The following is a 21,810-nucleotide window of genomic DNA, read 5'->3' as shown; positions in this document are numbered from 1 at the left end:
CGTTACGCCCGCGCTATCGGATCATTACACAGGCGCTCTCCGAAGCTGCGGCTAAACACTCTCGGAGGTCAATTGGAAACAAGACAACCCCGAGGCTACGCAGCAAGGCTGCGAGCGAAACTGTGGCTACGGCGGAGACCGTAAAGATTGAAACGATAAAGAGTGCGTTGAAACCGATCGCGGCACGCATCACAGCACCGCTTGGGCCCTGCATGTAGCCCAACGATACGGAGAGGCTGGGGATCATGAGAACGAAGACGAGTACCAGTCCTCCGAGATAGACGAGGACAAACATTTTGATCGAAAGCAACTGATCGACCAGGCTGCCGGGGATTCGTACTTCCTTCCAGGCTTTGTTATTTGGAGCGATCGCCTTCCGTGCGGCCTTGAGGAAGCGGAAGGTCGAAAATACCCATGCTCGCATCATATCTTTCAGAAGGTTGCGCAGGGTTGGTCGCGACTTTCCTGAAGCAACGGCCCACTTTCTGAGAGCGCCCAGCGGCAACCGCGAGGCCCAGAAAAGCAGGGCGATAGGGAGACTGATGACGTACGCGAGGGCCATCGTTGTAGGAAAAAGCCATGCATGCAAATACGAAAGCAAAGACTGCGAACGCGCCCACTGCGACAAAATCATAAAGCCGCTGGAGGAGCGGTGGAACTTGACCTGGCCGACTTTCGAACGAGCGAGAATAGCGGCGGGCAAGGTCGACTGCCCGAATGAGCAGGCCGAGGGAAGTCACTAATAGAAGGAAAGGCATAGGGGAAGTGTCCCCGAGACCGCTGACATCCAGGTTCTTAGCATCTCCAGAGGGCCTTACCTCCTACCCGATGTACCCTCAAGTTTCTTCGAGCTCGCCGATGTCACCCGTCATCTGAGGGGCTTCATCGGACTAAACCCGGGAGGCGACAGGTAGTGCGTATTATCGTATTCTGATTCAGAGTTCTTCTGAGAGAGCTGCTTCTCATTCGGAAACGCCGACAAGTCTGGATCTTCCCTTAGCTTCCGCATCGGCCGCTATCCAGAAACCTTGCGCTTCGGACGACCGGCCCACTGATGAGTCGTCCACACTTCAGCGACAATTCTGCGAATGATCAGGAGGGCATTGGCCAGCTGCACCCATGCCCTAGCGACGTCGATGCCGCGCTTGGTCATGCGCACGAGCTTGCCGAAGTTGTTGTGCCAGGCGTTGGTGCGCTCCACAACCCAGCGTCGGCCCGCTTGAAGCGGGACACCCTTGGTGGTGATTTCATGTTCGCAGCCCAGCTCCTCGAGGAGGTCCCGCGTCACCCAGGAGTCGTAGCCCGCATCCAGGTGCACCGTGATTGTCTCAGGAAGGTCGAAGCCGAAGCGGCCCAGGCACTCAAGGGTTGGTTGCAGAAGCGGGCTGTCGTGGCGGTTAACGGGCGCGAGAACGACTCGGGTCGGCTGGACTGAGCAGTTCTCAGTAACGCTCGAACCCAAAATCTCACTCTTTCACGCACGAATAGAGCGCGATGCGCATTCATTGTAACAATCGGTACAGGAGCCTCCGGGGTCACAGCTCGGTCCTGCACCGCAGAGCAAATCTGCTGCGGGTCGCATGAATGCTCAAGGTATCCCCTTGTTTTATGTCACCCGTGTTCAAGACACCGCTTGCGCCGAGGTTGCTGCTCACAACCCATATTACGAAGCCGTGGTCGGCAAGTTCAAGTTACAGGTCCCTCTCCACATCCTTGACCTCACTCAGGTACCACCGGACACCAGCGTGTTCGATGACTCGCACGACGACATCCACCACCAAGTCGTAGCTATGGCGTACTAAGTCGAGCAGATCACACGCCCTGTAATTATCGACGGCAACCACCCCGTTGACCATGCTGCTCCACAGCTTCGCACCGAGGCCTTTCAATGGTGGACAAAACCCACCATCGACGTCCTGATGTATCCCTCCCGTGTAAGTGAAGGTGGGAAGAGTCTCGTCCTATTCTTTGGCGATGATCTTTGGATCAACCCCACCGACTTTCAAGAGCCCGAGGGAATGCGGCGGATAAAGCATGAACAGGAACGTCAGCGCACCGATCCACTATTCGTTATCGACCCGGCGTCGGTTCAGACCCAACACATGAAGCGCTCGATTACTGTGGAGTGGTGACCAGCGCCCCGGTAACCAGCCCCGCAGTCACGTGCGGCAGCATTGAATTTGTCGAACCATCAGTACGTCACACACCCACACTTTGACACATCACAAATTTCACTGATTCGCTGAAGGGAGTGCGGCACCCTTTAATGCCGCCAGCAGAAAGGAGTGTGTCACCCTCATGGCTAATAGGGGGTGAGCCTTAAAGGTGACACTGAAGTTCGACGCCTGGAAGCGGGGAAACCTCATAAAGGCGCCGGATTCGGCTGGACCCGGCAAAGCCTGGTATCCAGCGGTCTATGAAATCTGAGGTTTTGCAGCCACGCCAACATGACACCTCCTACACAAAGCTGTTGAGCAGAAATCGATCAATGGATGTCAACTGTTTTCGGAGGTTACGCCCACGTCTACCTTCGGAACTGAGATTGCTTGTCGTTGGTTTTGAGTGTCGACGTATCCTGCACGCCACACAAAACCTGCCACAAGGAGCAGTGCTGCGCCGGCGACGAGCATCCACCAAGGAAATCCGGGGAGCACTGACTCTTGGCCAAGTGACCTTAGATCACCGGGTGGCGTCGGTGTCACTCGCTCCCCTGTCACAAGGATGCGGTGCGTGTTGATCCCGAGTGGAGTACAGGTAACAAGTGTCACTAGATCACGCTCGGGTTCGGCTCGGAGTGAATCTGTGTCCTCCGGCGCTATGACACGTGTCTCACGAATCTCGTATGTCAGCACTTCACCGAAGGTTTCGATTGTAAACCGGTCGCCTTCCGCGACACGGTCGAGGTTGCTGAACATTGTGGCCTCGGCAAGACCGCGGTGGGCGGTGATCACTGACCGTGTGCCGTCTCCGCCAACAGGGAGATGTGATCCTTCGAGGTGCCCTGCACCTTTCAACAATATGGAGTCAGAAGTGCCGTGGTAGATCGGGAGGTCGACATTCGCGACGGGGAACCGGATCCGTGCCATAAGACCTTCCTCATTCGCAGTCAATGTTGTGTTGTAGTCGTAGTCGGCATTTGATGTACCAGTTCCAGTTGGGACAGTCGCCCCTGCGAGAAGGTCGACACCTGCGGTGAGCGCTTCGTTGTACCGAAAAGCTTCCACCATTTGCGAGCTAGCATCCGGGGTGACTTCTTCCACTTGTGTGGAGTATGCCTTCACGAGCTGCGACTGGCTGTAAGCAGATAGCCACTGTGCCGTGTTCGGATACAGCGCCACGATCACTCCGATGAGAGTGACGAATGCGATGACCCAGGAGAGCATGGACGGTCGCCACTTCGAGCCTCGGGCAGCAACGGAAGACTGGGCTTCATCGTGCTGCTTCGGGTCAACCGTCAAAGTCATTCGTTATCTCCTAGATGCCTGGCTTAGTGCACTTCATGCCGAGTCTTGAAACGATGGGGAGCAGCATGATCGTGCTGCTCCCCATCAGGGCGACGCTAATGCGCCTCAGCGGTCGGGGTTAGACTGCTGCGTTCTTGCGACGGCCGCGCAGCGATGCTGCTGTGATACCGCCGATAACCAGAGCAAGGCCACCCGCGATCAGACCAGCCTGGCCCGCACCACCGGTGAGCGGGAGCTCCGGCACGTTCTGCTTGGTGTTCTCGATGACCACGTCAGCCGAAGCCGATACGCCGGCCTTTACAGCGACCGGGGTGAAAGCGTCATCACCGGTCGGGGTGATGAAGCCGGTCGGAGCTTGCGTTTCCTTGACGAAGTAGCAACGCTCAGTTGCGCCCTGGTTCGGGTGGTTATCAGAATCGGTCACGTAGAGACCGGCAACGTCGACGACACCGTTCGCACCACTCTTGAACGTGGTCTCACCGCTTACAGCGATAGGACCTGCGCCGGGCGTGGTAGCCGAGCAGTCAGCCGCGTACGGCTCGTTCGACTCATACACCTCGAAGATCGCGCCAGCAAGACCGGTCGATGTGGAGTCACCATCGACCTTGTTGATCTCCAGGTCGCCCCAATGGCTCTCGACCTTGTTCGAAGGAACGCCTGTACCTTCCATGTTCGGGTCGTTGACGAAGAGGTCTGCTTCGTTCTCGATCTCGCCGACTTCGATGACGGTACCGGAGAACACAACCTCAACCTTGCCGCCGACAACAAACCCAGGATCGTTCACATCGATGTGCACGGGAATGAAGTTACCGGCGGCACCAGCGGTCATGAAAGCTACATCGACGCCGTTGATCTTCACTGACTCGACAGCGGGGCCGCCGAGCTTCGAATCAAGCGTGTCAGAGATAATGAACGACGCATACTGCTCGCCATCGGGGAGCGGCTTGATCGTCGTGGACACTGGGAACTTCAGGGTGCTGCCAAGACCGTAGCCGCTGGGAGCTTCAACTTTCTTCTCCACGACGTTGAGCGTGTTCTTCGGGAACACATGCACGTCGTACAGCCAGTCACCGGCGTACGGCGACGGCACCGTCACGATGAACGGTGCAGACCCGTGCGAAGCGCCAGCGGGCAACGTGGTTTCACATACAAGGTAAGCGCCGATGGTCAGGTTTGGCACCGTCGCGATGCCACCCGCGGTAGTGACTTCACCGAGCGAAGCACCGAGGGTCTCTCCTGGCACTTCACAGGCACCTGAGCTGTTGACCTGCGCGATGAGGGCTTCGAGATCGTTCCAGTCGTCCCCGTTAGTAAGGTCGAGGCTTTCAATCGGCCAGGTGGTGAAGCCTGCACCATCAATCGCGTCACCGAAACCTGACCCAAGCGCACCAGTCTTCGGGTTACCGGGGTCAGCAATCGGGTCGGTCGTCTCGTGTTTGTGGATGATGACTGACCCGTCGTCCACTGATGTGTCGATGTTGCCGGGTGCCGCCTCGGTAGCGTGAGCGGCGGAAGTGGCGGCAAACATCCCGGCGAGGCCGAGAGCCACAACTCCACTTGCTGCAAGCGCGCGAGTTGCGCGGTTCTTACGCACAGTCATGAGCGTGTTTCCTTTCTTATGTTTCCGCCAGCAGATGCCACGGAAGTGTGTGGATACCCGTTTTGGGTATGGCGCTGCCGGGCGGGCACGCAGTCGAAGGTTTTGCGTGCCCGCCGGAGAGCCGGTGAGGGTTTAGTTGAGTAGGTCTACGCCGTCAGCTTCTGTGAGCCGCAATCTACGGGCGCGGACGATCAGGAGTACAGCTGCGGCGAGCATAATTCCGCCCGCGGTCAGCAAGATGGAGAAGGTTCCAACACCGCCGGTCAGCGGGATAGCGGGTACGTTCTGTTTCTCGTTCACGATGTCACCGAGGTCAAGGTCGCCGTCAGCATTCAGGTTGTCAACGCTGATCGTGACGTTCATGGGATCGGTCAACAGTTTGAACCCCGCCGGCGCTTTCGTCTCTACCAACTGGTAGTCGCCAGCTTTCAGCGGCTTCACGAGGAAGCCACCTTCTGCCGGGTTCTGGTCAGTCTGGTCAGCGCAGTCAGCTTCTGTGTCTGCGACACAGTCGAGCACGGTAATAGCCTTATCACTGATCTGAGCACCGTCCTCGTCAAGCGGGACGAGGGACCATTCAGAGCCAGCGAGCGGCGTGGCAGCTGCGTCGTCGCCGACCTTCTGCCAGTGCAAGCCAGGAAGTTCAAGCGGATATTCAACTTCCCCACATATGCGTGCAGCCTGCTCATCGGTGGTACATTCTGGAGTCTCTCCGTCACCGAGGAATGCGACGTTCCGCACGTTTCCGTCACCGGATGCACCGAGCTTCACAGTGTAAATGATGGTCACAGACTCGCCCGGGGCGAGTGGGCCGTTCCAGACCAAGCGGGGGTTCTCAAAGTTGATCGACCCGGCCGCGACACCGTCTACTGTAGCGACGGCGTCGTCCTGGTAGACGGCATCGTCAAGAACATCGGTCATGTCGTCTGTGATTACGGCAGGTGCGGTTTCGGTGTATGTACCTGGTCCGTCGTTCGTCGCCGTGACGGTGTAAGATACGGTATCTCCTGGTTTCACGTCTGCGTTCGCGTTTGAAGTCTTTTCGACGTTCAGTTTCGGTAGAACGAACACGTTGGCTTCATCGCAAGGGTTGATCAGTTCTTCCTGCGAGCTATCTGCAGGAAGCTCGGTTACTGCACATGCTTCATTGCGCAGAACCTCTGAGTCAGTGCCACTGAGGTCGAATTCGAACTCCTCGGATTCAACGGAATCGCCCGAAGCGAGCTCATCGATGGTCCATACCGGGTCATCACCGAACAGCGGGTCGCTCACCACGATATTGGTCAGGTCGCCCTGTCCGGTGTTGGTCACTACGAACTTGTATTTCGCCGTGTCGGTTGGAGCGAGCTGTGGCCATTCGGCTTCGTTCTCGTCTTGAGCGTCAACCCATTCGCCGGCGCTATTCATCACATACTTCTTGAGGTCGTATGCGTAGTACTGCGAGACGATGGTTGGCGCAGAGATGCGCATGACCAGTTCGGTATGCGAGGCTCGGCCCTGAACACGGTTGACGTAGGTGTCGCCGCCTTTAGCTCCGTCAGTGCTGATCTTCACTTGGAAGGAACGCTCAGCGCTTGGCAGTAATTCGCCAGCAATCACGCGGATTGCGGTGATGCTGGAGGCATCGGCTGGCTTCGTGTCGGTCCAGCCGACAGTGTTGCCGTCGATGTTTCCGGCAGCGCCGTTGGAGGCGTCTGCTGGATCGTCGCTCAAATCATTGACCGAAGCAGTGGTGTAGTACACCGTGCCGCCATCAGAGAGGACAACGTCCTCAACGGAGTAGTTTCCGGAGAAGTCCGTGCCACGCTCGTCGCCGTTGTACGGAAGGATGTCAATCAGGTCAGTGAATGACTGCGGGAAAGGATCGTCGGAACGAAGCGAAACAGTCCAAGATCCTTCGCCTGATCCGTTGCCGTCAACGTTCGGGATGAAGTTCTGGTCTGCGGACTTGCCAATGATTGTTCGGCCGTCTTGCGATATCGTAACCGATGCCACACTCGCCCCGCTCGTGCGTCCTTGCACAGTCGCATTAGCCGAGTTCACCAGTCGTTCACCAGGAGCCGCCTTTTCGTTAGCTGTTGCCCGGTAAGTCAGTTCCTGAGTTTCATTGGTCTGAACACCATCGAGGTTCCAGGTAAGGACTTGTGCACCATTTTCCTCGGTAACCGTTGGATCTACCGTGGCGGAACCTTCAACATAGGTCAGACCTGCCGGAAGCTTATCTACGATAACGAAATCGTCGACAGTTTCTGGTGCGGAAGTACCGCCGTTAGCCGAATATGCCAATGTAAATTCAGCTTCTTCACCCACGCGCAGTGAAGGGTTATCGACGGATTTCCTGATATTCGGGGTCAACCCCACTACACGTAATAGGTCACGATGCGCGTTGGTTGTTGGGTAGCGGGCGGGCTGCGCCACCGTATTGCCAGCGTTGTTGGGCAGCACCGCCGGGGCCCAACCGGTTCCGCCTTGGAAGTGGTGGCTAAACTGCCACACATCGGTACCAACAGGAGTTGAAGGCTTGATGGTCTGTGTGACTTCTAACAGTGCTCGTGGGTGCCCCTGTAGGTGACCCCTGGTCATGACAGCTCTCACGGCCTTGATCGTGGACTTATTAGCAGGTTCGGTGGTGAGCCAGCCAGTGCCAGCACCAGGATTGCTACCAGCCAAATCACCACAAGATACTGCCCCCGGGTTGTAGTTAGTCTGGTTGGGGTTCAACCCCGGAACGGCCCCGACGAAGTACTGTATCGTGGCACCTGGAATTGGCTCAGCGCTGGGGTGAACAACAGTAGTAGCGCCGGTAAATTCCGTGTACTTGTTATCCAGGATGTGACACAGGATTAGCGAGGTATTTGCAGGTCGGTTGCTCTGTGTAACTGCTTCAGCAAAGTAGCTGACCGAGAGAACTTCAGTACCCTGCGATACCCGATAGGTGTCGTCGAGAGGCTGGCCGCCGGAATTGGTGTATGGTCGCTGCCAGTTGGAGGCCCAGCCGCCAGGGTTAAGCCAGGTTTTATTTACCCTGTTGTTTGATGGATCGTCGTTCGCAACTCCACCGCTCGGTGCCTGGTATTCAGGAGCGCTACTGGTAAGGACTACATTGCCAGGGTTTGCTGCAGTCACATTCACAATGATCTTGCCACTGGCGATAGCTACCCGGTCAGCGGGAAGGGCATTTCCGCCAGAATCTTTCGAGGGCACCTGTGTCTTGGAATAATCCAATCCGCTCAACGTCATCGTGGCATTGGCGCCTGTGCCGGTGATGTTGCACTCTGGGAACGGAGCAACCTGATCAGCCGGATCGGTGATTCCTGAATTGGGGTGTCCTGAAGGGAATGCATCTACGAATGGGCCGCAATTCCCAATTGAGGTCACTGAACCTGCGCTAGGGACTGCATTCAGGTTGTAAGACACCGAATCTGGTCCGGGATCGCTGCCTTCGCCCCAATATAGGGTCCATTCGAACTGTACTGCGCGCTGGTTGCCCGGAGATTGGGCAAGAGCGGTTGGGTTGGTCCAGTCGATATCCATCATGAACGGATTTTCGATATTGGCAACAAGCTGATCAGCGTTAACGTCACCTACCCGAGCATCGAAGGTGACTGTGTCGCCTGTGGATCCCTTGACCTGCAATGGAACTTGCAGTGCTAAGGCGGTGCCTTCAACCTGCTCGCCGAAATTACAGGTCAGTTCAGTTCCATCGTCAGAAATTGCTGACTGCGGAGTGACTCCCTCAACGAGACAACTCTCGGGGATCTGAGTGAATTCCGCGTTGGCAACGGTGAAGTTCGCCGTAAAGTTCTCGTTGACAGTGTCGTCAGGGGCCGGCTGGTCATCATTGAGATTGATCCTGACCTCAGTATTGAGCACCTGCCCTGTCGTGAGGGTTTCAGGTGTTCCGCTGGCCCATTTTACTGTAACTTCAGAAACTGGTTCTGCAAGTGCAGGTGAACCAAGTAACGTAGATCCCAAAGCGAGGATCATGCCTGAGGCAAGGACCTTAGATCGCCTGAAATAAGTGATGAACTCTGACCGTTTCTTAGGGCGAGCCCCCCTGGAACGCCGGAAAGCGTTCCGAGCAGGGGGACGCTCCGGTTTATGAAAACTCATGATTCCCTTTCATGCTGACCTAATGTAAGTGATAGATGTTCGGCACTTCTTGCAGCGGATTCAGAGTAGGCGCTAAAATCAATCCAACAGATTGATTCCGCACCTTTACCTGTCCCCCCGTGGGCATATGCACACCCAGCGGTCGATTCGGTAGCTTGAGCCGGTGCGGCTGCTGTGGGCAACGAAATGAGCCCCCCAAGAACAGCAAGGGAGAGAATGGCTGTACCTGATCGTCTCAATACCTGTCTTCTCCGGGCGTTTAAGCCTTTGAAGTCATGAGTACGCCGCGAGCGCGACGCAACCCATTTGCACAGGTTTATTAGCTTCATCCTTGACTCCTTGTATCCATTGTTCGAATCATTGGTGGGTTCCACACCAAAGGACTACATACCTTATAGCTGTACGTGACTGCTCATAATGATCCTGATTGGCCCACTCCAAAGCATCCCGTTTCAGAAATCGGCCTGCTTTACATGACACTAAAATGGCACTTCAATTAGCCCTTACGCATCGGAGTGAGACTTCAATGCAGGCAGCAGCATGATGCTTGACGAACAGGGGTCCCAGGAGCCGAACCTGGAGATTGCAGCTGTTGCAGTAGCTGCTAGCGGTTCAACTGTTAAAACATCAGGCGTAGGAGAGATTCCGGGTAGCGCTCTTTTGGGAACATCCCAGGCCTCGTAGGGGGTCACGTGCGGACCACTCTCCCAAAGATGTCGAGAAACGCATTATCCCGAAACCTTTAGGTATGCGGGATAAACAACAAACTCAAGACCTCAGGTCAGTGTATTTAGTCCTTGGAATAGACCGATACTCATTATTTTCGAGCGATAAGGAGAGGTACCTGATGGTTTCTCGACGTTCGGATAAGATCTCACATATCAAAAGCCCACAGATCCGTGTGGGAAGACCAAAGTTGGGGGAGAAGGTTTCTGTGCGCATATCGGGGGATATAGGTTTCGTCGAGGCGAAGTCTCTACCTGAAACCGCACCTTCAGCGAATCGACATCTCTCCATTTGGCGCGCCCAAATCCTTTCGACCGTCATCCCCTCTCGAGCAAGCCTGATCGTACTGTCGGGAGGTGCGGGCTCAGGAAAGTCGTCGACAGCGCTACAAATAGCTTCTGCTTTCAGTGACACAAAGAATGGGACTTATGCATGGGTTAAATGCCACCCGGGGCTCACTTCGTTAGATGAATTCTCCCGAACCATCGTCGACGATGTCTCTCATGCGATAATTCACCGCGGCGCAGAGACCAAAGGTCGTATGCCACAGCGCTTTGAGAGCCTCCAACACCCTGCCGAAAGAATCTTCGCTCTTGGAGCGGCTCGCGAACCAATGACCATAGTTCTGGATGACTACCACCTGGCTTCCTCGAAAGAAAACGATTCGTGGATCCTGGAATTAGTGGAATCTGGGGAACAGCTTTGTATCGTGATTACAACACGTGTTCCACTCACCGAATTCACTAACCCGATATCCGCCCTCCGAATTTCAATAATCGAGATACCTCAAGACATGCTGCATTTCAGCGTTTCAGAGATTAGACAGCTCTTGAGGCTTCGTCAGCCTTCCGCTTTTAAGAACAGTAAAAGGGAGCTCGAAATCATAGCAAATGAGGTCTTTTCTCATACAGAGGGATGGCCTGGAGCAGTCCATGCAATCTCAATCGGATCTCCTATCCAACAAAATCACTTCGATCTTCAGCTTTCACAGAAGTCCTTCTTCACGATGATCGAGACATGGATCAACACACTGGACTCCGAGGTTCGGATCGCTGTCTGCGCTTCAGCTCTCCCGTCTGAATCGAGCACCACACTCATTGCTAAGGTGTGCGAGCTAGATGCAACTCAAACACGCATGCTCTTCGAGTGCTACAACACTCTTGGAGCGATTTTCACTCTAGACGAGAGCAACACCCGCTGGTACCGTCACCAACGTCTCGTACGTATTCAGTTACTCACCCTCGCGAAGCAAGTGCTCAGTGAAGACAACCATTTCCGACTCCTAGGAGCGCTTTCCCGAGCACTCAAAGACTCAGACCCCCTTGAAGCCGCTAGGCTCGCTCTCCAAGCTGGACAGTGGAACCTGCTCAACGAGATAGTGAACCACCACCCTAGCTGCATCAACCTCACTAGCCCGGCAGATTCTGCATCGTTCGCTTTTCAAGAAATACCTCACCAAGTAACAAAGAGCTACCCTGCGCTTCACTTCATGTCACTACTGGCTGAAATCGGTTCTCCCCATAAGTCAAAGCACCGCCTCATAACTTCGAGTCTTAGGTTCTTAGGGAATGCATTAGTCGCGAAGCAGGTCGAGAACCCTGCGAGAGCTGGGATGCATAGTGCTCTTAAAATGGGCGCAGCCCGGATGATTGGGCGGGAAGCTCAATCACTCACTTACGCTCGGAAAGCAGATGTTCAACAGGAAATTTCTGAAGTACGGGACAAAACAGAGTCTGCCGAACTCAAATGTCTAATCTCTGAACACATCGCGATAACCTACCTGGTGAGCGAGCGATTCCATGAAAGCGCTTCGCAACTGGAACGCCTGTCTAATCTAAGGCAAACTGCTGCACCAAATCGGCTACCGCATCAATTCGCTCTTCAGGCATTTGTCGCGGCCTGGCGAGGTGATCTTCGCACCGCAAAACGCTCGATCGAAGCTGTGACTGCGCGTACTCCCAAACCAAATTGGTTCGCCGGCTACGAAGCGGCTGGTTTTCATGTTGCGAGCGCGCTACTCGAGTTAGAAGATGCGAACTGGCGTTCAGCCCGACGCCAACTCGACAGCTATTCCGAGATGCGCCAGGTATCTGAATTCTGGCCTCAGCTCACCTGCATTGAGGCTCTCATTATCGAGGCCCAGGACGGTCCAGACGAGGCCTTGAATCGTTTGACCTGGTTAATTGAATCGAGTTCTAACGCTCAGATGTTATCCAAGACAAACAAGGCTCTACTAGATGGCCTGAGTTCACGACTGGCGTGGCGTGCCTCACGCACCGTACCAATTCCCGGCATGCAACAAGCCCGAACTGTGGGTCATGTAATCAGCCAGTTAAGTTATGGCCGGAGCGCTGGTGCGCGTTCAACTGCTAGTGAAATACTACGAAACCCGAGCACTGAAAACTTCCCACGCCGTAAGTGCAAGGTACTCCTGCTGCATGCGGAAAGCGCAAGGTGCATGGGCGAGTTGGAAATCGCTCAGCGGTCTTTCAAATCCGCATTGGCGCTCGCTGGGCAGTATCGGCTCACTCTTCCGTTTAGGGTCCTGCCAGATAGCAGTATGGACGCTCTAACGAACCTAATCAATTCTCGCGATACTGACAACTCGCAGCTAGTGACTGAAACACGAGGGCTGCTTTCTACCGCAGAGGTACGCGCTTTGTCTTCCATTTTGAAACATGGCTCGATTGCGTTGGCCGCAACTAATCTGCATCTCTCCCCGCACACGGTCAAGAATCAGGTACGAAGCGCATACAGAAAGCTCGGCGTAAACAAGCGGAGCGACGCGATTGCGGCTGCTATCGAGGCCGGTTATCAGCTTTCAGGCTAAAAAGTGAAGCTCCCGCTCGACGAGACACCCACCGGTCTCCTGCCGACGACCCCAAGCGCATTGTGGTCCCTCGAAGCGGGTATCCCGCAGGCGCGCGGCAAACAGCGTGAGTTAACCAAAAAATCAGGAAGCTCTGTTCGCTCTGCGCGGCGGTTGAGTTCGTCACAGAGCGCTGGTCACGCAATCGCGAACTTACAATTTGGCTTCTGGATGATGCTCACGGCCGGTGCTCGGGAGTCAACGATCTGGACCCCAATGCTGTCTCCTATTTTTCACGGCGTCACGCGTGGCCAGGTACACGATCCGATGAAGAAACTGAATACCCTCCGAAACCGACTCGCCCACTGGGAGCCAGTATTCAGCACTACGACCGGTCTCGCTAAACGGCTGCACGAGTTTGACCAGTTCTTTTCTTGAGTGGACTCGGATGTCGCGGGGTGGGTGGGTGCTCGTTCGACCATCATGGAGACGATCAAGCATTGCCCGGTGCCGGGCCTGAGCGTTGCTCCGCCAAGCTACTTGGGCAGTAGTGCCCCGTAGAGTGGTGTAACGAACCCCGAGTAACAACGGCCCCACTGAAAGAACAGCGTGGCCACCGGGGACACCTTCGAGAAGCCTTCTAACTCTCACTCGAAAGGGCATCACACCGATGACCACTCCTTCTATTGTCGACCCTGCTGCTGTTCTCACCCAAGCCCTGGGCGACGCTTCGCCAGATCTGATGCGCACCCTGCTGCACACCATGATCAACACGCTCCTCTCCGCCGAGGCCGACGCGGTCTGCGGCGCCGAGTACGGCACCCCTTCACCAGACCGCACGAACTCCCGCAACGGGTACCGGGCCCGCGAGCTCGATACCCGCGTCGGCACGATCGATGTGCAGATCCCGAAACTACGGCAGGGCAGCTACTTCCCTGACTGGCTCCTCGAACGACGCAAACGGTCCGAGTCAGCGATGATCACCGTCGTCGCTGACGCCTACCTCGCGGGCGTCTCCACGAGACGCATGGACAAACTCGTGAAAACGCTCGGCATTCACTCACTGTCGAAATCGCAGGTCTCTCGCATGGCCACTGATCTCGACGAACACGTCACCGAGTTCCGCACCCGACCGCTCAGTGATGCCGGCCCGTTCACGTTCGTCGCGTGTGACGCCCTCACCATGAAAGTACGTGAGGGCGGGCGAGTGATCAACACGGTCGTGCTCGTCGCGACCGGCGTCAACGCCGATGGGCATCGTGAAGTGCTCGGCATGCAGGTCGCGACGAGCGAGACCGGGGCGGCGTGGAACATGTTCTTCGCGGACCTCGTCGCGAGAGGACTGACCGGAGTGCAGCTCATCACGTCAGACGCACACGCTGGCCTGGTCGAGGCCATGCGGGCCAACTTTCCCGGCACCAGTTGGCAGCGTTGCCGCACCCACTACGCCGCGAACCTCATGTCGGCCTGCCCGAAGCAGATGTGGCCTGCCGTGAAAGCAATGCTGCATTCCGTCTATGACCAGCCCGACGTTGCAGCTGTCGAGGCACAGTTCGACCGGCTCCTGGACTACGTCGGCGAGAAACTGCCTGGCGTGCACGATCATCTCGATGCTGCCCGCGCCGATATCCTCGCATTCACGGCGTTCCCGAAAGATGTGTGGCAGCAGATCTGGTCGAACAACCCCAACGAACGTCTCAACTGGCGCATAGCCTCAGTTGGTACGGGTAGTCCATCTACCCGGTACTCCTATTCTGGGCAGGTGGTACTGCCGCGCGTTATGCGCTTTTCTGGAACTAGCGGCACAATACGGTGCTGCTGACACAGTTTCAGGAGGTGGCCGGTGATGGCCGATTACCGAAAAATCATGGATCTGCTCCTCGATCAGCGCAGCTACGCGACGATCACGGAGCTTGTGGGATGTTCTCGCCGAGAGGTTGCAGCAGCGAAGAAGGTGATCGCGACGCGCGGGATTACTCGCGCTTTGTTCCAGCCCATGACCGATGCCGAGGTGCGGGGTTTGTTCCCCGATGGGCGCGCTCGAGTGAGCGATGATTATGAACAGCCCGACTACCGACGGGTGGTGGCATCGATGCGGAAGAATCGGCATTTCACGCTGCAGCAAGCCTGGTCACGCTATGTCGGTCAAGATAGCGGAGGGCTGAGGAAATATGGGTACGCCCAGTACTGCCATCTCTTCAGCGACTACCTGAGGAAGAACGATCTCGTCGCGACGCTCAAACATGAGCCGGGTCGGGCGATACTTGTCGATTGGGCTGGCGACACCCTCGACCTCGTCGACCAGGCAACCGGGGAAATCACCAAGGCGATCTTGTTTGTTGCAGCGCTCCCGTTTTCGGGTGCGGTGTTCTGCCACGCGTATACGGACATGAAATCACCGTCGTGGATTGACGCGCATGCGCGTGCGTTCTCGTTCTTTGGGGGCACGACGAAGTTGATCGTGCCCGATAACCCGACAACCTCGACACATCGGCTGCGGCAGGGTGATGCGGAGCGGGTAGTGAACGCACGCTACCGGCAGTTCGCTGACCATTACGGAGTCGCGGTCGTGCCCGCCAGAGTCAAGAAACCACGCGACAAAGCGGCTGCCGAGAACGCGGTAAACGTAGTCAATAAACGTGTCATCGGATATCTTGCCGAGGAAACATGGTCGAGTCTTGCGGAGTTGAACGAAGCGATCGAGGAGCGGGTACACGAGATCAATCACGTGATGTTACGCGCCGACGACACCACCAGATGGGAACGATTCGAGACCGAGGAAGCGGCAGAACTTGGGCCGATGCCTGCCGACCCGTTTGAAGAAGTCGAGTGGAAAGACGTGAAGGTGGGGCGGAACTACCACGTCACCTGCAATTACATGCACTACTCCGTTCCCCATGCTTACGCTGGCCGCCTCCTTCGGGCCCGACTCACCTCGGCGAGAGTGGCAGTGTTCGATGGGCACGATCTTGTCTGTGAACACCGACGCCTCACCGGGCGTAAAGGCCAGTATGCGACCCAGCCTGCGCATGTGCCGCCACAGCACCGCAACATTGATGGGCTGTGGACCAGGCGATGGTTCACCGATCTCGCGCGGAGCTTCGGCCCCGCGACCGTGACCGTGATCGAGCAGGTTCTTGACCGTCAGCAGATCGAGGCGCAGGGCTTCCTCGACTGCCAGAATATTCTCACCGGGTTGGGGAGGCGGAACAAGCAGCGACTCGAGGCTGCCTGCCAGCAGGTGTTGAACCTCGGAACGGCACCCACATACACCGTGTTGAAACGCATGATGGCGGGCATCGATAGCGACGTCAAGAAACCTGCACCCCGAGTGCCGGCAGGGTCAACGCAGAAAGGCCAAGCAAAGCGAGTGAGTCCCGTTAAGTTCGAAGAGTTTGCTGACGTGTACGTGCGCGACGCTTCTCACTACGCCCCAGGCAACGGGCAGCAGGGAGGCGCAGCCTAATGTTCAGCAGCGAAGACCACGAGAAATTCCGCACCCTCAGGATCACGCACGTTGCGCTCCAGTTCGAGCAGCTCATCGCTGATGAGGCGAATGACCATCTCACCCCCGAACAACTCTTTCAAACCGCCGCCGATTTAGCGCTCGGGATCCGGCGCGAGAACCGGGTCAACGGGTTCATCAAGAAGGCCGGGTTCCCTCATCCGACCGCGTCAGTCGCAGAGATCGACTATCGAGAAGGGCGTGGCCTCACTAAAGTCAGGATGCAACGTTACGCGGCAGCCGCATGGCGGCAAGACCCGAGGAACGTGCTGATCATGTCACCTACCGGCGGCGGGAAAACGTATCTAGCGTGCGCGATCGGGATCGCGGCCTGCCACACCGAACACTCGGTGACTTACGTTCGCATGGATGACCTTGCCCGCCGCCTCCTCGTCGCGAGGGGTGACAGCATCCAGCATCAGCAGCTCTTGAACGACCTCTCAAACGTTGAAGTGCTTATTTTGGATGATTTCCTCACCATCGGTATTGATGCTGACGCCGCGAATGACCTCTTCACAATCCTCGCGAACAGAGACACGAGGCTGCCCACGATTATCGCGTCACAGTCGGGGCCGGGCTATTGGCTCGAAGCGCTCCCGGACCGAGTCGCGGCCGACTCGATCGTGAACAGGCTCGTCTCTGGCTCCCGCCGCATCGATCTGGGCACTATCGATATGCGGAGCCTGCACGCCGAACGCGCACGCAAGAAAGAGGACCACTGGGAGTAGCAGGAGCGAGCGGCCTGGCATCCAGCGTCTTCGACTGGGTGCCAGTACCCCCTCGCCAGAATAGGAGTACCGGGTATGTGGACTACCCGTACCATCAAGGGCTACTTGTCATCAACAAAGAAATCAGACGTCGCACTGACGTTGTCGGTATTTTCCCGAATCGAGACGCGATCACCCGGCTCGTTGGAGCGGTCCTGGCAGAGCAATCTGACGAGTGGGCGGAGGGCCGCCGATACCTCGGACTCGAGGTGTTGGCTCGTTGCAGGGTTCGCCTCATCACGGACAACGTTGCTGAGGAGGTGGCTGTGGAACTACCCCTCACGTTGACTGCGTAGCCAAGCTCATTCTCGAAGAATGATCGTTACACCACTCCACGGGACTTGACCACTTGGGCCTGGTTTTCTGACGAATATTCCGCGCAGTTCGTGCCTCCAAAGCGTATCCGACTCGAAGATACTAGCGGAGCGAATGCGACCGACCTCCCCCAAAAGAATTGGGGCGGATGAGGATACCGAATAACTCCGGGGAGATCTGCGATTATCCTCCGGAACTAGCTCAACCTTGTAGGAGGGGCTACCTAGCCAGGACAGGCCCGTTGATCCGGATCCACAAAGCCCCAGATACGCCTGTGGCCGCTACCCACCAGAACGGTGAGGCAGCGGCCACAGTGCACAGCGGGGGTCGCAGCCAGTGCTGCGGGCCCCGCACAAGCCCTAGCTTGCGGGCTTCGTTACGATGCTGACGATCTTGGGCACGCGCACCACGACCTTGACAATCTCGCGATCACCAATCGCTGCCTGCACGGCCGCGCTCGCGAGCGCGGCAGCCTCGGCCTCAGCCTCGGTGACCGATGCGGGCAGCGTGAGCCGGTCGCGCACCTTCTTGTCGACCTGCACCACGAGGGTGACCTCGTTCTCAACGAGCAGTGCGGGGTCGGCGGTGGGCCAGGTCTGCAGGGCAACGGTGGGCTCGTGGCCCAGCTTCGCCCACATGTCTTCAGCCGCGTAGGGTGCGAATAGCGACAGGATCAGCGAGACCGCCTCTGCCGACTCGCGCACGGCAGGGTCACCCACGCCGCAGCCCGAGTCGATCGCCTTGCGGGTCACGTTGACCTGCTCCATGAGGCGTGCGACAACGACGTTGAACTTGTACGACTCGATGAGGCTGGGTGCGTCGGCGAGCAGGTGGTGCGTCGCGCAACGCAGGCCCTGGTCGCCGGTGGCGAAATCGGCCGCAGCGTTAGCACCTGAGTGCTCAATGTCATCGGCGATGCGCCAAGCGCGCGCCAAGAACTTGGCCGAGCCCTGCACCGACACGTCGGCCCAGTCAATGTCATCCTCGGGCGGGCCAGCGAACGCGAGCGTCACGCGCAGCGCATCGGCGCCGTGCGCCGACAGCTCGGAAGCGAACTCGACGAGGTTACCCTTCGACTTCGACATCTTCGCGCCGTCAAGCAGCACCATGCCCTGGTTCAGCATGTCCATGAACGGCTCGTCGAAATCGACATAGCCCAGGTCGTTCATCACCTTCGTGATGAAGCGCGAGTAGAGCAGGTGCAAGATTGCGTGCTCAACGCCGCCGACGTACTGGTCGATCGGGCCCCACTTCTTTGCAGCGGCGGGGTCGAACGGCTGCGTCGGATCGTTCGAAGCCATGAAGCGCAGGTAGTACCACGAGCTGTCCACGAACGTGTCCATGGTGTCGGGGTCACGCTTCCACGTTTCGCCCGTGGCCTCGTCGGTGACGGTGGACCACTCGGTGGCGGCACCCAAAGGCGACGAGCCCTTCGGCTTCAGATCGAGGCCCTCTGACGACGGCAGCTCGACGGGCAGTGACGCCTCGTCGACGGGGCGCATGTCGCCATTCTCGTTGTGCAGAATGGGAATCGGGGTGCCCCAGTAGCGCTGGCGTGAGATCAGCCAGTCGCGCAGGCGGTACGTGGTCGTCTTGCGACCGGTGCCGCGCGCTTCGAGCACCTCGATGGCCTTCGCGATGGCTTCGGTCTTGCCGAGGCCGTCGAGCTCGCCCGAGTTGATCATGACGCCTGCGCCGCTGGTGGCCACGCCACTCACGGCGGGGTTCTCGAGCGCTGCGCCGTCTTCGTCGCGCACGTCAACAACCACCTGCACGGGCAGGTCGAACTTGAGGGCGAAGTCGAGGTCGCGCTGGTCGTGCGCGGGCACGGCCATGATCGCGCCGTGACCGTAATCGGCGAGCACGTAGTCGGCAGCCCACACCTGAATGCGCTCACCGTTTACCGGGTTGATCGCAAAGCGGTTCAAGAAGACACCGGTCTTCTCGCGCTCGCTGCTCTGGCGCTCAATCTCGGTCTGCTTCTGCGCCTGAGCGAGGTAGCTCTGGAACGCTTCGCGCACCTCATCAGAGGCATCCTCGACGAGTTCAGCCGCGAGGTCTGAGTCGGGAGCGACGACCATGAAGGTGGCGCCGTGCAGCGTGTCGGGGCGCGTCGTGAAGACGGGAACGCTCTCGTCGCGGCCCTCGATCTGAAACTCAACCTCGGCACCGCGTGAGCGGCCGATCCAGTTGCGCTGCATGTTGAGCACCTTCGCGGGCCAGCGGCCCTCGAGCTGATCGAGATCGTCGAGCAGGCGATCGGCGTAGTCAGTGATGCGGAAGTACCACTGCGTCAGCTTCTTCTTCACCACGATGGCGCCCGAGCGCTCAGAGGTGCCGTCAGCGAGCACCTGCTCGTTGGCGAGCACCGTCTGATCTACCGGGTCCCAGTTCACCCAGCTGGCCTTGCGGTATGCGAGGCCCTTCTCGTACATCTTGAGGAAGATCCACTGGTTCCACTTGTAGTACTCGGGGTCGCTCGTGTGCAGCACGCGGCTCCAGTCGAACGACGGCGCGTACAGGCGGAACGACGCCTTCTGCTGGTCGATGTTCGAGTACGTCCAGTCGCGCGGGTCAACGCCGCGCTTGATGGCCGCGTTCTCGGCGGGCAGCCCGAAGGAGTCCCACCCGATCGGGTGCAGCACGTCGTAGCCCTGGCCGCGCCAGTAACGTGCCAGCACGTCACCGAAGCAGAATGCCTCAGCGTGACCCATGTGCAGGTCGCCTGAGGGGTAGGGGAACATGTCGAGGACGTACTTCTTGGGCCGATCTGACACCTCATCGGTGACCTCGAACGGCTTCAGCTCATCCCAAACCGGCAGCCACCGATCCTGAATTGTTTGGAAGTCGTAGCCCTCGGCTTCACGCCCCTGCTCAGTCACACACACCTCGATCTCGTTTGGGAGGGCCCGCGACGGCGGGCACACACCCGTCTAGGATACCGCGCCCGGGCATCCTCGCCGCGCACCGCGCCCGCGCCCCAGGCGTGTCAAACGTCTAGAGTGCGCGAGGCACCAGCGCCGCAAGCACCGCAGCGGCCTTGAGGTCTTTCTCTGCGTGCTCACTTGCCGGGTCTGAATCTGCGGTGATCCCGCCGCCGGCGCCCACGAGCGCGGTCTGCCGCGCGCCTGCCAACCCTCGCAGCTCCACCCCGCGAATGGTCATCGCGAGCTCGGCGTCGCCGCCGTCATCCAGCCAACCAAAGCACCCCGCGTAGAGCCCCCGCGGGGCCGCTTCGAGTTCGCCCAGCAGCTGCATGGCACGGCGTTTGGGGGCGCCCGTCATTGATCCGGCGGGAAAACACGCTGCGATCGCGTCGAACACATCGAGCCCATCGGCCAGCTGCCCGGCGACGGTGCTCACGAGCTGATGCACGTGCGGGTGCTGCTCGACCCGCAAAAATTCGCGCACGCCCACCGATCCCGGCGCGCACACCCGGCTGAGATCGTTGCGCATCAGGTCGACGATCATGAGGTTCTCGGCCCGCTCTTTCGGATCGTTCGCGAGCTCTGCGGCGAGCGCTTGGTCGCGGTTGCTATCTGCGTCTCTGGGGCGGGTGCCTTTGATGGGGTGGGTAGAGATTTCTCGGTTTCGCACGCTGAGGAAGCGTTCTGGGCTGGCGCTGATGAGGGCACGGTGGCCGGTGCTGATGATGCCGCCGCGGGTCGCAGTGCCTAGGCGGCGTAGGCGGGTGTAGATGTCGATGGGGTCGAAGTGGCCGTTTGTGCGTGCGGAGTCGGTGAGGCAGATGACGTAGGCGTCGCCGGCCGTGATGGCTTGCTGACACTTGGCGACTTGGGTTTCATACGCGGCTCCGGATCGGCGCCACGCAATGTCGGTTTGCGCCAGGTGCGCGGTGTCGGCGCGAACCTGGGACCGCATGCCTCGCCTGGCCCGTGCGATGACGCTGGCGTAGTACTGTATCCCTGCGGCGAGCGCTTCGTGCGTGTGTGCGCGTAGTTCGAGGGTGTCGCCAGTGAGGGCGAGTACGGCGTCGAGGCGCAGGGCGAATGCGGGCGGCTCGTCGTCTATCGCCGGAGTGAGGTCAGTGAGGGCGACGCCGAACTCGTAGCTCAGCGCGGTGACCCAACCCCCGTGAAATCCGTCGCGCACAGCTGTCGCAGGGATGGAACCTTGTGGGTCTTCGTGTGAGTGGCGGTGTGAGTGGCCGTCTCTACGGTACCGGCGGTCTTGTTCGTTGCGCAGGTGTGTGAGGAACTTTCGTTCGCTCCCCCGTGCGCATTCAATAATGTGTTCGGTGGCGCCGAAGTAACTGACCTGGGTCTCCCCCTGGGCGGGAGCCTCTCCATCGAGCCAGCACCAGGGGTGGCCCGCAGCGGCAAGGGTGCGGGCGAGGGTTTCGGCGTCGAAGGAGCCTTCGATTGGCCGCCTCACGTGTGGCGCACTGGTTTCTTGCACTCCACTAGCGTAGTCGCAGCGCTGGATGTATCTGCCTCAATGGGTATGGCCGCAGTAGCGGGCGCAGTGAGAGCCACAGGTGCGGCTGTTCT

At 58.3% G+C, this 21,810-nt stretch carries 10 protein-coding genes and 3 pseudogenes; 6 read left to right on the top strand and 7 right to left on the bottom strand.

The window, feature by feature from the left end:
- Positions 1-13: 13 nt before the first annotated feature.
- Entirely contained in the window at positions 14-703 is a 690-nt protein-coding gene (locus JOF28_RS01360) for a hypothetical protein (protein ID WP_209704126.1), read from the bottom strand.
- A 312-nt stretch (positions 704-1,015) separates the two neighbouring features.
- Positions 1,016-1,465: a transposase gene (locus tag JOF28_RS14415; protein WP_342452185.1), complete on the bottom strand. Its 450-nt coding sequence runs from the start codon at positions 1,463-1,465 to the stop codon at positions 1,016-1,018.
- Between the two features lie 106 nt (positions 1,466-1,571).
- On the opposite strand from JOF28_RS14415, the pseudogene JOF28_RS14865 reads away from it, so the two are divergent.
- A pseudogene (locus tag JOF28_RS14865) lies at positions 1,572-1,802 on the top strand (RES domain-containing protein); the annotation flags it as partial.
- A 693-nt stretch (positions 1,803-2,495) separates the two neighbouring features.
- On the opposite strand, the gene JOF28_RS01345 reads toward JOF28_RS14865, so the two are convergent.
- The 3 genes from JOF28_RS01345 to JOF28_RS01335 all read right to left on the bottom strand — a co-directional run bounded on the left by JOF28_RS01345 (position 2,496) and on the right by JOF28_RS01335 (position 9,051).
- Positions 2,496-3,464, bottom strand: coding sequence for a class C sortase (locus JOF28_RS01345; protein WP_209704124.1), 969 nt, complete (start codon positions 3,462-3,464; stop codon positions 2,496-2,498).
- 118 nt (positions 3,465-3,582) lie between these two features.
- The gene (locus JOF28_RS01340) at positions 3,583-5,064 is read right to left on the bottom strand and encodes a SpaH/EbpB family LPXTG-anchored major pilin (protein ID WP_209704123.1); all 1,482 of its coding nucleotides are present in this window, start codon (positions 5,062-5,064) and stop codon (positions 3,583-3,585) included.
- Positions 5,065-5,196: 132 nt separating this feature from the next.
- Positions 5,197-9,051, bottom strand: a complete 3,855-nt coding sequence (locus tag JOF28_RS01335) for a DUF7927 domain-containing protein (RefSeq protein WP_209704122.1) — start codon at positions 9,049-9,051, stop codon at positions 5,197-5,199.
- A 973-nt stretch (positions 9,052-10,024) separates the two neighbouring features.
- Between JOF28_RS01335 and JOF28_RS01330 the strand changes: the two genes are divergently transcribed.
- The 5 genes and pseudogenes from JOF28_RS01330 to JOF28_RS01310 all read left to right on the top strand — a co-directional run.
- Complete coding sequence (locus JOF28_RS01330) at positions 10,025-12,733, top strand: helix-turn-helix transcriptional regulator (protein ID WP_209704121.1); 2,709 nt, start codon at positions 10,025-10,027, stop codon at positions 12,731-12,733.
- Between the two features lie 649 nt (positions 12,734-13,382).
- Positions 13,383-14,423 (top strand): annotated as a pseudogene (locus JOF28_RS01325) (IS256 family transposase); the annotation flags it as partial.
- A 135-nt stretch (positions 14,424-14,558) separates the two neighbouring features.
- The gene (istA, locus tag JOF28_RS01320; protein ID WP_245189823.1) at positions 14,559-16,178 is read left to right on the top strand and encodes an IS21 family transposase; all 1,620 of its coding nucleotides are present in this window, start codon (positions 14,559-14,561) and stop codon (positions 16,176-16,178) included.
- Positions 16,178-16,945: an ATP-binding protein gene (locus JOF28_RS01315; protein WP_209704120.1), complete on the top strand. Its 768-nt coding sequence runs from the start codon at positions 16,178-16,180 to the stop codon at positions 16,943-16,945. The genes istA and JOF28_RS01315 overlap by 1 nt, the downstream gene beginning before the upstream one ends.
- A gap of 110 nt (positions 16,946-17,055) precedes the next feature.
- Positions 17,056-17,280, top strand: a pseudogene (locus JOF28_RS01310) (transposase); the annotation flags it as partial.
- Positions 17,281-17,658: 378 nt separating this feature from the next.
- Here JOF28_RS01310 and leuS read toward each other — a convergent pair.
- Together leuS and JOF28_RS14765 are read right to left on the bottom strand one after the other, a co-directional pair.
- Positions 17,659-20,181 (bottom strand): leucine--tRNA ligase, encoded by a 2,523-nt coding sequence (gene leuS / locus JOF28_RS01305; RefSeq protein ID WP_209704119.1) that lies wholly within the window; start codon positions 20,179-20,181, stop codon positions 17,659-17,661.
- Between the two features lie 115 nt (positions 20,182-20,296).
- Complete coding sequence (locus JOF28_RS14765) at positions 20,297-21,694, bottom strand: anthranilate synthase component I family protein (protein ID WP_209704118.1); 1,398 nt, start codon at positions 21,692-21,694, stop codon at positions 20,297-20,299.
- Positions 21,695-21,810: the final 116 nt, after the last annotated feature.

Source organism: Leucobacter exalbidus (assembly GCF_017834145.1).
Taxonomy (GTDB): domain Bacteria; phylum Actinomycetota; class Actinomycetes; order Actinomycetales; family Microbacteriaceae; genus Leucobacter; species Leucobacter exalbidus.
This window is presented reverse-complemented; position numbering and strand designations above follow the sequence as displayed.

Coding starts and splice junctions, on each gene's coding strand:
- JOF28_RS01335 (WP_209704122.1), bottom strand. CDS start 9,051: ATGATCCTCGCTTTGGGATCTACGTTACTTGGTTCACCTGCACTTGCA.
- istA (WP_245189823.1), top strand. CDS start 14,559: ATGGCCGATTACCGAAAAATCATGGATCTGCTCCTCGATCAGCGCAGC.
- JOF28_RS01330 (WP_209704121.1), top strand. CDS start 10,025: ATGGTTTCTCGACGTTCGGATAAGATCTCACATATCAAAAGCCCACAG.
- JOF28_RS01345 (WP_209704124.1), bottom strand. CDS start 3,464: ATGACTTTGACGGTTGACCCGAAGCAGCACGATGAAGCCCAGTCTTCC.
- JOF28_RS01340 (WP_209704123.1), bottom strand. CDS start 5,064: ATGACTGTGCGTAAGAACCGCGCAACTCGCGCGCTTGCAGCAAGTGGA.
- JOF28_RS01315 (WP_209704120.1), top strand. CDS start 16,178: ATGTTCAGCAGCGAAGACCACGAGAAATTCCGCACCCTCAGGATCACG.